Here is a 12,465-nt window from a genome sequence, read left to right on the forward strand (position 1 = left end):
TTACTGCGCGCGCTTCTTCAGGCTGGCGACGCGGGTCGGATGCGTCGCGGAACTCCGCGGTGTGGCGCCCTTGGGCGCCGTGCTCTTGGGGGCAATGCTCTTGGGGGCGGTGCCCGTAGCCTGCGCGGTGTGCTTCGCTCCGGCCGGCGCCGTATGTGCGGTCCGATGTCCGCGCGACTTGCCGGCCTTGCCCTTGGCCGCATGGGGCGTCTCGGCCGCCATTGCCAGCCGCATCGCGGCGCGCCGCGACAAGGTCGTCGACAGCAGGACCTCGACCGAGCCCTCGGGGATGGCAAAGAGATCGCGGTCGGGCACGGGCAGGGTGGCTGCGACATTCGCCAGCGCCATGGTCTTGCGCGGCAGCAGCGGCTGATGCTCGGTCTGCGCGTTGAGGTCGGCAAGCGAGGGCGCCGGCAGCGTCTTGGTCTGAGCGAACACGAAGTTCGGCACGGACGGCCAGCGGGCGATCGGCACGGTTTCGGTCGGCGGATGCAGCAGCCATTCCACCGGCGTGGTCGGCGTCGCCGGCCGGTCGGCGGTCGCGGGCACCACATGCACGATGCGATAGCCGCGCGCCTTGAGGTCGCGGATGATCTTCGGCAGCGCCGCCACCGTACGGGGCTGGATGTCGTGCAGCAGCAGGATGCCCTTGCCCTTGGCTTCCAGCCGCTGGATCGCGAGCTGATAGACGCGGTCGGACGACACATGGCGCCAGTCGTCGGCGGGGAAGTCGGCGCTCCAGACCTGGATGCCGCGCGAGATCAGCAGGTTTTCGACGCCTTCGGCGCGCATCAGGCCGGGAATGCGGAAGAACGGCGCGAGCTTGGACGAATCGGTCATCGCGGCCGAGGTCCACTCGATGCCGCCGTTGATCTGCGCCTCGGCCTTGTCGAGCGGCATCCGGTCGAACGTCAGCGGATGGTTCATGCTGTGCGTGCCGACAGTGTGGCCCGCGGCAATCAGCTTGCGCACGCCTTCCGGGTTCGCCTTGGCCTGCTCGCCGATGATGAAGAAGGTCGCCTTGATGCACTCGTCGTCGAGCATCTTGAGGATCTGGTTCGAATATTTCGGCAGCGGACCGTCGTCGAAGGTCAGGACGACTTCATGGTCCTTCAGCGGCAGCGTTTCGCGGTACTGCATGGTGCCGATGCGCGGATGCTCGCGCGGATCGACCACGAGGGTGCGGGAGGTCCCGAGCGCGTCCGGATGGCCGGGACAGTCCTCCGCAAGGGCCGCCGGTGAACCGACGACCAACAGCCCCAGATAGAGGACGATCCACGATCGCGTCCGAACAACAACGCTACTTCCGATCATGAACCTCGTCTGCCTCCTTACGCGACTGCCGCCTTAATTGGTCGGAGACGCCCAGAAACGGTTCAGGCGCAATACCCTCTACATCCTTGCATGCCGTAGCATGAACAGACTGTTAATAGGGCCCAAATCACCCCATTTTGCACCGCCGTGACATTACGGCATCAATGCGCATCGGCGCTCTTTTGTGATGTGCCCGCCGGCACGACGTGAACGACGCGATAACCGTTGTCCCTGAGGTACCGCAGGAAGGCCGGCATGATCGCGGCCGTGCGTGCCTTGGGGTCGTGGAAGAGGATGATGCCCTTGCCGGCGGCGGCGAGGCGCTCGGTGACGAGCTTCAATTCCTGCTCCGGCGTCATCTCGTTCCAGTCGCTGGCCCAGAGGTCGGCCCCGAACACGACGATGCCGCGTGACTGGAGCAGGTCGAGCTGCGCTGGCGTCCCCTCGAAATAGGGGAAGCGGAAGAACGGCGTCGAGGGCGTCGTCGTCGACGCGCCTTTGAGCGCCGTCTCGTCGGCTGCGATGCCGCGGTCGATCTCGCTCTTCGCCTTCTCGAACGGGATCCGCGCCATGAACGGGTGCGACCAGGTGTGGTGGCCGATGGAGTGGCCCTCGCGCGCGATGCGCTTGACCATGTCAGGATGTTCGGAGGCGTGCAGGCCGATCAGGAAGAAGGTGGCGCGCACGCATTCCTGCGCCAGCGCTGCCAGCACCTTCGACGTCGTCGGCGGATGCGGGCCATCGTCGAAGGTCAGCACGACCTCGTGATCGGCGAGCGGCAGCGTCTGCGGAAAGCTCTTCAGGCCGACGCGCGGCGTGGTCTTGGCGTCGACGCTCAGAACGCGCGAGGTGCCGAGCGCGTCCTTGCGCGGGCAGTCCGCGGCCTCCGAAGCGGCGATGCCGATGAGGCCCGCGAAGACCGCGCCCACCGAGATCGACATCCATTTCAGCCGAAGCATCTTTGCCATTGCGCTCGCAGTTCGCTTGTGGGTATTGCCTGACCGTCAGCTCAGACCACTCGTTCCAACCTGTCAAACGGCGAGGCGCGCCATGGATGAACATATGGACGGTGCCCCATCCGCTGAGGCCTCGGTACTCGACCACGTTCCGATGCGCAATGAAGACGGCGAAATTCGTCACGAATTCGTCGAGGAGATTGCCCATGCGATCGAGGCCGGCGACAGCGCCGCGCTGCGCGCCTGTGTCGCCGAGCTGCACGAGGCCGATCTCGGCGATCTGATCGGCGCTCTCGCGCCCGACCACCGCGTTCGCCTGGTCGAGCTGACCGGGCGCGACTTCGACTTCTCGGCGCTGAACGAACTCGACGAGGGCGTGCGCGAGGAGATCCTCGAGGAGCTGCCGCCGGAGACCGTCGCGGAAGGCGTCCGCGAGCTCGAATCCGACGACGCGGTCGAGCTGCTGGAAACCCTGGACGAGGCGGAGCAGGAGGAGATCCTCGAGAAGCTGCCGTTGCAGGAGCGCGTCGCGCTCGAGCGCAGCCTGCTTTATCCCGAAAATTCCGCCGGCCGCCGGATGCAGACCGAGTTCATCGCGGTGCCGCAGGATTTCACCGTCGGGCAGGCGATCGACTACATGCGCGAGACGCCGGATCTGCCCGACCGCTTCTACGAGATCTACGTCGTGGACAAGGACCAGCATTGGCAGGGCGCGGTCTCGCTCGACGTCCTGCTCCGCGCCCGCCGCCCGGTGGCGCTTGCCGAGCTGACCGACGAGGATCGCCGCCGCGTCTCCGTCCTGGAGGACCAGGAGGAGGTGGCGCGCATGTTCGGCAAGTACAATCTCGTCGCGGCACCGGTGCTCGATACCCAGGATCGCCTCGTCGGCGTCATCACCGTCGACGACGTCGTGGACGTGATCGAGGAGGAGGCGGACGAGGACCTCAAGGCGCTCGGCGGCGTCAACAGCGACGAAGAACTCTCCGACACCGTGTTCACCATTGCGCGGGCGCGGTTCAACTGGCTGCTGGTCAATCTCGCCACCGCCTTTCTTGCATCCTCGGTGCTCGGCCTGTTCGAGGGGCAGCTCGAGAAGATGGTCGCGCTTGCGGTGCTGGCGCCGATCGTCGCGAGCCAGGGCGGCAATGCCGCGACCCAGACCATGACGGTCGCGGTGCGCGCGCTTGCGACGCGCGAGCTCGGCTCCTCCAACGCCTGGCGCGTGGTGATGCGCGAAGGCCTGGTCGGGCTCGTCAACGGCCTTGCCTTCGCCTTGATTACGGGCATCGCGGCGGTCGCCTGGTTCAAGATCCCGGGCCTCGGCATCGTCATCGGGCTTGCGATCATCTGCAACCTCGTCGCCGGCGCGCTCGGCGGCATCCTGATCCCGATGGCGCTCGAACGCGTCAGGGCCGATCCGGCGGTCGCGTCAGGCACGTTCGTCACGACGGTGACCGACGTCGTCGGCTTCTTCTCCTTCCTCGGCATCGCGACGCTGTGGTTCGGGTTGAGGTAGCGGGCCGCACGCTCTCTCTCGTGTCCCGGGCGCGCTGCAACGCTCTTGGCGTTGCTGCGCGGAACCGGGACCCAGAAAGCGGCGAGGTCCACTGCGGCGAGATGGGCCCCGGCTCAGCAGCGCACCGCTGCGCGCTGTGCTGCGTCCGGGGCACGAGACCCTATACGCGGCGCTATCTTTAATCCGAACTTAAGCGACCTGCCGCATCATTGCCCGTGCTTGGGGGAATGAACATGCGGTTGCGGCTGAAGGCGGACGGACGGGTCGTCGAGTTGCGGGATGGGCAGGAGCTTCCGGTCCAGTCATTTCCAGTCCAGCCGTTGCCGGTCCAGCCGGCGGCCAATGCCGCCCCTGGCGATGATGCCAGCTCGCTCGCCGTGCGCGCTCTGCGCCGTCGCGCCTGCCTCACCCAGATGGAGTTCGCCGCCAAGCTCGGCGTTCCCGTCGAGACGATCCGCAACTGGGAGCAGGGCAAGCGCGCCCCGCGAGGACCCGCCCGCGCGCTGCTCGCCGTGATCGCGCATGCGCCGGACACCGTATTCCAGGCGCTCGCCAAAGCCTGACGTCCAGGCGCGAACCTCCCGTTAGCATTGCGCTGAATATCCGGCCCGGCGCCGGCGTCGTCCGTTGGCAGTGTCATGGGCCGGGTCCATAATGGCGCCCGGATGAAGTTTTGAGGCGATCGCAACAGAGAGGATTCCTCATGCTGTTCGTCGAGGCCAATGGCGCAAGGATACCGGCGATCGGGCTCGGGACCTGGGAGCTGAGCGGCCGCGCTTGCGGCCGCGTGGTCGAGCAGGCGCTGCGGCTCGGCTATCGCCACATCGACACTGCGCAGGTCTACGACAATGAGCGCGAGGTCGGCGACGGCCTGCGCGGCTCCGGCGTGCGCCGCGACGACATCTTCCTCACGACAAAGGTCTGGACCAACCATTTCGCGCCTCATGATCTCGAACGCTCGGTCAAGGAGAGCCTCGCCAGGATGCGGCTCTCCTCCGTCGATCTCCTGCTGCTGCACTGGCCCAATTCGCACGTGCCGCTGGAGGAGACGCTGGGTGCGCTGTCGCATGCCAAGCGCATGGGCCTGACCCGCCACATCGGCGTTTCCAATTTCACCGTGGCGCTGACCGAGCAGGCGGTGGCGCTGTCGCCGGAGCCACTCGTCTGCAACCAGGTCGAATATCATCCTTATCTCGACCAGACGAAGGTGAGGGCAACCTGCGACCAGCATGGCCTCGCGCTGGTCGCCTACAGCCCGATCGCCAGGGGACGCGTCAAGGCCGACCAGACGCTCGCCGGGCTCGGCCGCGCGCATCGCAAGACGCCGGCACAAATCTGCCTGCGCTGGCTGGTGCAACAGAATGTCGCCGCGATCCCGCGCACCTCGCGCGTCGAACGTCTGTCGGAAAACATCGATATTTTCGATTTCGAGCTCTCGGACGACGAGATGGCCCAGATCGCCGCGCTGGCAAATCCCAAGGGCCGTCTGACCGATTTCGGCTTCGCGCCAAAATGGGATTGAGAGGGGGCCGCTGTATGCTAGGACCGGCGTGGCAACCCAAGATCGATCGATGGAACTGCGGAAGATCATACGGACGGACATTGCAGCGTCGGCGGTCGCGCATCTGACGCTGGTGGCGCTGATCATCCTGATCAGCGAAGTCCATCCGTTTCACGCCGCGGCGCCCGAGACTGTTTCGGTGGACATCGTCACGCCGGAGCAGGTGAAGGAGGAGGAGGCCAAGGCCGAGGAGAAGGCTCAGGAGCAGGCGAAGGAGAAGCCGCCGGAGCCGCTGCCGGACCTGAAACTGCCGAAGCTGGATTTCAGCGACAAGGACAAGGCGGAGGCCGCGCCGAAGCCTGCGACCCAGCAGCAGGCCGCGGCGCCATCGCCGTCACCGCAGGCCTCGCCTGAACCGCAGCAGAAACAGCCGCAGCCGCAACCCTCACAGGCACCGAAGCAGCGGGAGGCCAATGTGCAGCCGCAGCCTCAACAGCCGCAGCCGTCGCAACAGCCGCCTCCGCAACCCCAGCAACACCCGCCGCCCCAGGCGATGCCGCAGCCGCCGTCGCAACAGCCGCCGCCACAAGCGATGCAGCAGCCACAGGCCGCGCCGCCGGCCTATCAGGCGCCGGAGCCTGACGTGACGGTCAAGTACGGCGTCATGCTGGGCCTGCCGCCGGAATTGCCGCCGGAGCTGCCGAAAGACGCCCCGAAGGACGATGGCGGCGATGCCAAGGATTCAATCGCAGCCAAGCTGCCATCCGAGGTCATCGCCGCGCTGCGTCGCCACCTGAAGAGCTGCGCCAAGCTGCCGGCCGGGGTCGACCCGACCGACAACGTCAACATCAAGCTGCGCACGGTGTTCGCCACCGACGGCACACTGGCCCGCCCGCCGATCCTGATCGAAGCTCCGCCATCCGCGAAGGGCGTGGCCATCGTGAAATCCGCGACCGCAGCGCTCCTGGCCTGCCAGCCCTACAAGATGCTGCCGCCCGACAAGTACGGCGAATGGAAGATCTTGGATCTGCCGTTCTCGCCGCGGGATTTTGGCGGAGGGTAGGCGGGTCGCTCCACTCTACCCATCCTGCGAGCTAAGGCCTCCCGGTTCGCGGCTTCAGCCATGCCATGATCACGGCCTGCGGCGTTCTCCGGCTGCGTGGCAAGCTATGTCTTTCGATGGTGCGCCGTGCAAACGCGCCGGCCTGCTCGGCGGAGCCTCGCTGCGCCGGCGCGAGAGCCATCCACTCGCGAATGACGGCACGTCGAATGTTCGATTTTGGCATCGGATCAAATCCATGAGTTCGGGTGGATGTTCACGCGGCCTGCCGAAGGGGGATGGCCTCCGAGCGCCGCGCCAGAAGCACGCTGCCGCAAGGATGCTCGGCGCCTTGCAGGACGACGAAGCCGCGCTTCGTCACTGCGGCACGAAGAGTGTCTTTCGCAGCTGCCTTCTGCGCGTCGAGCCAGATCACCAGCACGGCGCGGGGGCTGAGGAAATCGTCGAGCCAATCCACTGTCGCATCGAGTGCGTGAAGCGTGCGTCGCCGCCAATCCACGAGCGCGACTTCATATTGACCCGCCGGCCGGCCGCAATTGCCTGCCGCCGCTGCCAGCAGATAACCGCGACGATGCAGCTCAATCACCAATTCCATGCTCTTCGCGCCGACCACGACGATGCGCTGCCGCGTCGAGCAGTTCGCGATGGCCATCATCGGATCGATGATCCTGTCGCTGACCCCTGAATTCGACATCATTTCACCTGTTCGCTACGCCGCGCGAGCTTGCGCGACGGAGCGGATATGGTGCCGGATGCTGTATGATTTCGAGATTGGCGCGATCGCGGTTGCATAGGATCGGCATAGGACCAGCCTCGGCCCCGCGCTGCCGGAAACTTATGCCGCGCTTATAAACAGACGATGCACTCCCCATCGCATTCAAATGCCGTCAGCGCCATTCTTCCGGCCCGCGCTTGTCGTCGCGCCTTGCCTGGAGACAAAAATGTCCGCTTACCGTGCATTGATCGTGGGACTACACGATCGTCCCATCAGAATGATCCACATGGATTGCATTGACGACGAAGCTGCGATCAGCTCCGCGGAGAGGCTCGTCGACGGTCGCGACGTGGAGCTCTGGCAGATGGATCGGCCTGTGGCCAGATTCGATTGCCGGTCCGGGACGATGCGCAGGAAGTAAGCCGGGATATCGCCGAGTGGGCAAGCCTCGCGTCCTGGGATGACGGAGCCAGTCGTGTCGTCCTTGCGAACGTAGCGAAGCAATCCGGACTTTCACCGTGAAAAGATCCTGGAGTGCTTCGCTGCGCTCGCAGTGACGGTGTGGAGAAAACGCGTGCCGCCCTTCGCTCGCGCGCAGCAGATGCCTCAAGAACCGCGCTTCCGAGTCTCCGCACCATCCATCTCCTCCGGCGCCATCGCCGCCCAGGCACTGGACGCGAACTGCCTTCGCCAGGTCACGATCACCACCGCCGCCGTGGTCACGAACAGCACCCAGGGGCTGACGAACCAGCCGAGATAGCCGAGTGCGAAGAAGAAGGCGCGCTGGCCGCGGTTGAAGTGGCGGCCCGCGGATTCGAACAGGCGCGAGGTGCGGATGACGTGGGCCTCGGCCTCGGGCGTGTCGCGCCGGTCAGCCGGCGGCATGCCGCCGAACAGGATCGCGACATAGTTGAACAGGCGATAGGCCCAGGCGAATTTGAAGAAAGCGTAGACGCAGATCAGCACGAGGCCGACGCATTTCAGCTCCCACAGCGCGGGCGAGGGGCTGAGATCGATCGGCAGCTTGGCGAGGATGGTGATGGCGTCGTTGGTGGCGTGCAGCAGTGCCAGCGCGCCGCCGAGCGCGAACAGGCTGGTGGAAGCGAAGAAGGCGGTGCCGTTCTGGAGCGAGGCCATGATCTGCATGTCGACCATGCGGGTGTCGCGGTCGAGCAGGCGGCGGACCCAGACCTCGCGATAGCGGTTCATGCGCGCCGACAGGCTGTCGCGGCCATAGGCCGAGTGCTCCAGCGTCAGGGCATAGACCAGCCATTCGATGATGAAGAAGCCGACCGCGGTGATGTCGACCCAATGCCTGCCCATGTCTCACTCCTCGCGAAGATCGCAACGATTGCCACGCGCGGCCGGGTGCGGCAACGATTGATTGGCGGCAGGCGATGGCGCTAAAAGCAGCCGCATCCGCATCCAAAGGACCTAGGGAAGGACCAGCGACATGGCAGCGCTCAAGCTCGCGATCGGAAACAAGAACTACTCGTCGTGGTCGATGCGGCCATGGCTCGCACTGCGCGCCAATGACATACCGTTCGTCGAGACCGTCATTCCGCTCTACACGGATAATCCCGCGGACAAGGATCAGATCCTGTCCTTCAGCCGCGCCGGCAAGGTGCCGGTGCTGGTCGACGGCGACATCACGGTGTGGGATTCGCTCAGCATCATCGAGTACGTCGCCGAGCGCTATCCGGACGTGAAGCTGTGGCCCGACGATGTTGCCGCCCGCGCGCACGCCCGTTCGGTGTGCGCCGAGATGCATTCCGGCTTCATGGCCTTGCGCAACGAATGCGGCATGAACCTGCACCGCCCCGTGGGCGCCGTGACGCTGTCGGCGGACGCCAGGGCCAACGTCGCGCGCGTGCAGGAGATCTGGCGGGAGTGCCGGGCGCGCTACGGCGCCAAGGGACCGTTCCTGTTCGGCCGCTTCGGTGCGGCGGATGCGATGTACGCCCCGGTCGTGCACCGTTTCCGCACCTACGCGATCGAGGTCACGCCGGAGACCAATGCCTACATGGACACGATGATGGCGTTGCCGGCGTTCCAGGAATGGACCCGCGACGGAATCGCCGAAACGCTCGTCATCGAGAAATTCGAGAACGTCTAACCCGCGAATGTGATCGGGCGCCGCTTGACGATGTGCAGGCTGGCGGCGCTCAATCGCGGTGGAAGGACCGCTTGGGAGAGGGCAGGGGCATGGGAATTCTGGACTCGCTGGAAAACAACCCCGCGCTTCGCAGCGCGCTCGGCCAGCTCGGCGCCGCGGTCCTGCCGGCGGTGTTGAACGAGGTGCTCGGCAGCAACAATCAGGGCGGCCTCAGCGCAATCGTCGCGAAGCTCCAGCAGTCCGGCTTCGGTGACCAGGTCAAATCCTGGCTCGGTAATGGCCAGAACCTGCCGATCTCGGCCGACCAGCTCCGCGCGGTGCTCGGCAGCGACACGGTTCGGCAGCTTGCGGCGCGCTACAACATCCCGGTCGACCAGCTCGGCCAGATTCTGGCCCAGGAACTGCCCAAGGCCGTGGACCAGACAAGCCCGGAGGGGCATCTGCCCCACACCGCCTGAGGGAGCCGGTTCCAGCGGTATCCTCCACCCACCGGTTCCCGCACTATCGTCCTGAAAATACTGCCGGATCGGCCTATTTGCCATGCCTGTATACCGCTGGCCAAAACGCCGCATTGCGTGCTATATGTCACGCCGGGTTTTCAGCCGGTCCGACGCAGTGGGACCCTGGGCACGGCCGGCGCTGTTTGAGTCATGGAGATGGGCGTTGAAGCATAAATTCCCCGTGGGAACGCGCGTACTGTTCACTGCCAGCAACGTTGCGCGCCCGGCTGCGAGTGGCTCATACGAGATCATCCGCCTGCTGCCGACGGATGGCGACGACTGCCAGTACCGCATCAAGAGTTCGACTGAAGCGTTCGAGCGCGTCGCCAAGGAAAGCCAGCTCGCCCAATCCTGACGGATGACGGTGCCGCGCGTTGACATCGCGAAGGAATTCGCTTCGCTCGCCGTCAAAAGGTCCCCTTCGCCTCGACATGGTGAACCGGGGGCAGTTGCCGACTCGCGGGGGCTCGCTTTGACCATTCGCTCTTTGCTCGCGTGAGGGGACGTCGCGCATGAACTGGGCATGGGCCACTTCGTTCGACCAAATCTCGCGCCCGCAGGCCTTTCCGATGTGGATGATCCTGGTAGCCGCCGGCCTCCTCGGCCTGATTCTCCTGATTACGCTCGTGCGCGCCGAAAGGTCGGTTGCCAACGGCGCGCTGACCGTCATCACGCTGCTTTCCATTGCCATCGCCGTGGCGGCCACCGTGCGCGTTTATGGTCCGGCGGAGGAGGCGCCGCCGGGCGAGGCGCGCGCGCAGAGCGCGGTTGTCGCCAGCCTGCCGGCGCTGTCCTGTCTCGACGATCTCGCCGGCAATGCCGTGGCGATCGGTTGCGAGAAGGCGCTGTTCGGCTCGCCTGACGCGGCGGCTGCGGCCGTCTCCTACACCGCCGCGCGGATCGACCGGCTCACCGCGCTCGGCGATGCCGCGACCGCCGAGAAAAGCCTGACGCTGGACATGAAGGTGCTGCGCAAGGCGCTGGAGCGCGACCGCTACGGCCTCGTCGCGCAGGTGCTGGTTGCGCGCGACGGCTGCACGCAGTTCGACTGCCCCGCCTTCCGCTCGCTGACCGATCAGCAGCGGGTCGCCGCCAACATGGATTCCCATCTCTACGACACGCTGGTTGCACGCTATGCGCCGGGCTGGAACGCGCCCGCAACGGCCCCGGCGATGCCGGCCACCGCGGCGCTTGCCGGGATGCCGCCATCGATGCCGACGGGCAGGCCGACCAATGCGGAGTTCCCGAGCGCGTCATCGACGCCGCCGGTGAGCATCATGAATCCGGAGCCGCCCACGGCGGCGGTGCGACAGGCGGCGCCTGCCGGAGGCGCAGCCGCGGCGCCGCGCGTGTCCGCTCCGACCTCGGCGCAGGCCGCTGCTCCAGCGGCGCCGGCTGCGAAGAAGCCGCCGGCGCCGAAGGCCGCGCGTGCGCCGGCCGCAGCACCGGTTCCGCTCGCGCCGCCGGCCCCAGCCGCGGCTCCTGCGGCTGCGGATAACGAATAGTTCGGCATTCCAAATACGTGGCTGCCCGGCTAATGCTGGGGCCATGCCGCTACATTTGATCAAGCTCGCCGTCGGCTGCGACTCCGTCAAGGAATTGAAGGGGTGGGTCGCCGAACGGATGCAGACCGCCAAGAAGAAGGGTCTGCCGCAACATCACATCCACATCACCCGCATGGTGCCCAAGCGCGACGCCGAGATCCTGGCGGGCGGATCGCTCTACTGGGTGATCAAGGGCGAGATCGCCGCGCGTGAAAAGATCATCGGCATCGAGCCGTTCCGCGACAAGGACGGCATCGGCCGTTGCCGGATCGTGATGCAGCCGAAGGTGATCACGGTATCGCCGCGGCCGATGCGGCCGTTCCAGGGCTGGCGCTACCTCAGCGACGATTCCGTGCCGCCCGATCTCGGCAAGTTGGCCGCCGGCTCGATCGCGGCGATGCCGGAGCCGATGCGGCGCGAACTGCGCGATCTCGGACTGCTCTGACGCGGCCGCTCATGGCGACGTGACGATGTGCAGCCGCGCCCAGTCGGAGGGCGGCATCACGACCGGACGTCCGCCTTCGCCGATGGCGTCGATGATGTCGACCAGTTCGGGCTCGACGCCCATCTCGAGCAGGTACTTGCGATACTGCTCGCCAAAGATCGTCGTCAGGCTCTCGCGTTGTTCGGGCGCAACGTTGGGTGCGCGGCGATTGCGGATGGAACGGCCGGTCAGCACCACCGTCGCACCTTGCGGGAGGCTGCGATGCACCCCGCCGGCGAGCATGAGGACGCACGCGAAATCGCACGCCGGATCCGGCAGGGATACCTTGGCGTCGAGCGGTCCGCCCGGGCGCTTCAGCGCAAAACAATCCGCCTCCGGCCTGCCGGCGCAGGCCCCGACCTCGGTCGCGCCGGCGGTGGCATCCAGGCGGCGGTCGCGCAGGATGCGGCCCATGCTGACCGCAACATTGAGGTTGGAGCCGCCCCAGCTATGGATGACGAGCGGCATCTTGTGTCCCGCCTGGCGATCGAGAATCGCGATCAGCCGCTTGTAGCTGTCCCATTGCACCGTGCCCTCGGCGGCGATCCAGTCGGAGCAGCCCGGTCCGCAGGCCCCGGCGGGGCCATGGGCGACGTAGAAGATCATCGCATCTGGCGGCGACCCGTACAGGCCGATCGGCGGGCGCTGTTGTGCCTGGGCGGCAGTCGCGGCGACAAGCGCCAGCACGCCGTTCACGATCATCGTGCGGATGAATGACATGCCCCTGCCAGCCGGCTCGTTTCCTCGCCCCGATCATCC

General features: G+C 66.3%; 15 protein-coding genes. 10 read left to right on the top strand and 5 right to left on the bottom strand.

Translation table 11 applies throughout. From position 1 onward, the window contains the following. Window positions 1-1,314 (bottom strand): polysaccharide deacetylase family protein, encoded by a 1,314-nt coding sequence (locus HAP41_RS21335; protein WP_166097137.1) that lies wholly within the window; start codon window positions 1,312-1,314, stop codon window positions 1-3. Window positions 1,315-1,475: 161 nt separating this feature from the next. Beyond that, window positions 1,476-2,282: a polysaccharide deacetylase family protein gene (locus HAP41_RS21340; protein WP_155795146.1), complete on the bottom strand. Its 807-nt coding sequence runs from the start codon at window positions 2,280-2,282 to the stop codon at window positions 1,476-1,478. A gap of 82 nt (window positions 2,283-2,364) precedes the next feature. Here HAP41_RS21340 and mgtE point away from each other — a divergent pair, with 82 nt between their 5' ends. The 4 genes from mgtE to HAP41_RS21360 all read left to right on the top strand — a co-directional run bounded on the left by mgtE (window position 2,365) and on the right by HAP41_RS21360 (window position 6,350). After that, window positions 2,365-3,786, top strand: coding sequence for a magnesium transporter (gene mgtE / locus HAP41_RS21345; protein WP_028150524.1), 1,422 nt, complete (start codon window positions 2,365-2,367; stop codon window positions 3,784-3,786). A 227-nt stretch (window positions 3,787-4,013) separates the two neighbouring features. Further along, window positions 4,014-4,349: a helix-turn-helix domain-containing protein gene (locus HAP41_RS21350; RefSeq protein ID WP_166097136.1), complete on the top strand. Its 336-nt coding sequence runs from the start codon at window positions 4,014-4,016 to the stop codon at window positions 4,347-4,349. Between the two features lie 140 nt (window positions 4,350-4,489). After that, window positions 4,490-5,308, top strand: a complete 819-nt coding sequence (locus tag HAP41_RS21355) for an aldo/keto reductase (protein ID WP_071913009.1) — start codon at window positions 4,490-4,492, stop codon at window positions 5,306-5,308. 49 nt (window positions 5,309-5,357) lie between these two features. Next, entirely contained in the window at window positions 5,358-6,350 is a 993-nt protein-coding gene (locus tag HAP41_RS21360; protein WP_166097135.1) for a hypothetical protein, read from the top strand. Window positions 6,351-6,603: 253 nt separating this feature from the next. On the opposite strand, the gene HAP41_RS21365 is transcribed toward HAP41_RS21360, so the two are convergent. After that, on the bottom strand, window positions 6,604-7,002 hold the full coding sequence (locus tag HAP41_RS21365) for a hypothetical protein (protein WP_135214881.1): 399 nt from the start codon (window positions 7,000-7,002) through the stop codon (window positions 6,604-6,606). Here HAP41_RS21365 and HAP41_RS21370 point away from each other — a divergent pair. Continuing rightward, window positions 6,992-7,141 carry a hypothetical protein gene (locus tag HAP41_RS21370; RefSeq protein ID WP_161495942.1) on the top strand — a complete coding sequence of 50 codons (150 nt, stop codon included), beginning with the start codon at window positions 6,992-6,994 and terminating at the stop codon, window positions 7,139-7,141. The two genes, HAP41_RS21365 and HAP41_RS21370, sit on opposite strands and share 11 nt — an antisense overlap. Window positions 7,142-7,668: 527 nt before the next feature. Here the strand turns inward: HAP41_RS21370 and HAP41_RS21375 are convergent. Then, on the bottom strand, window positions 7,669-8,385 hold the full coding sequence (locus HAP41_RS21375; protein WP_166097134.1) for a DUF599 domain-containing protein: 717 nt from the start codon (window positions 8,383-8,385) through the stop codon (window positions 7,669-7,671). Between the two features lie 130 nt (window positions 8,386-8,515). On the opposite strand from HAP41_RS21375, the gene HAP41_RS21380 reads away from it, so the two are divergent. From HAP41_RS21380 to HAP41_RS21400, 5 genes are all read left to right on the top strand, one after another. Further along, complete coding sequence (locus HAP41_RS21380; RefSeq protein WP_166097133.1) at window positions 8,516-9,178, top strand: glutathione S-transferase family protein; 663 nt, start codon at window positions 8,516-8,518, stop codon at window positions 9,176-9,178. An 89-nt stretch (window positions 9,179-9,267) separates the two neighbouring features. Continuing rightward, window positions 9,268-9,636, top strand: coding sequence for a YidB family protein (locus tag HAP41_RS21385; RefSeq protein WP_166097132.1), 369 nt, complete (start codon window positions 9,268-9,270; stop codon window positions 9,634-9,636). A 205-nt stretch (window positions 9,637-9,841) separates the two neighbouring features. Continuing rightward, entirely contained in the window at window positions 9,842-10,033 is a 192-nt protein-coding gene (locus tag HAP41_RS21390; protein WP_014494643.1) for a hypothetical protein, read from the top strand. Between the two features lie 157 nt (window positions 10,034-10,190). Continuing rightward, window positions 10,191-11,183 (top strand): hypothetical protein, encoded by a 993-nt coding sequence (locus HAP41_RS21395; protein ID WP_166097131.1) that lies wholly within the window; start codon window positions 10,191-10,193, stop codon window positions 11,181-11,183. Window positions 11,184-11,226: 43 nt separating this feature from the next. Then, window positions 11,227-11,667 carry a DUF1489 family protein gene (locus HAP41_RS21400; protein WP_166097130.1) on the top strand — a complete coding sequence of 147 codons (441 nt, stop codon included), beginning with the start codon at window positions 11,227-11,229 and terminating at the stop codon, window positions 11,665-11,667. Window positions 11,668-11,676: 9 nt separating this feature from the next. Here the strand turns inward: HAP41_RS21400 and HAP41_RS21405 are convergent, their stop codons facing one another. Beyond that, window positions 11,677-12,408: a COG3904 family protein gene (locus HAP41_RS21405; protein WP_224580783.1), complete on the bottom strand. Its 732-nt coding sequence runs from the start codon at window positions 12,406-12,408 to the stop codon at window positions 11,677-11,679. Window positions 12,409-12,465: the final 57 nt, after the last annotated feature.

The organism is Bradyrhizobium barranii subsp. apii (genome assembly GCF_011516635.5).
GTDB classification, from domain to species: Bacteria; Pseudomonadota; Alphaproteobacteria; order Rhizobiales; family Xanthobacteraceae; genus Bradyrhizobium; species Bradyrhizobium barranii.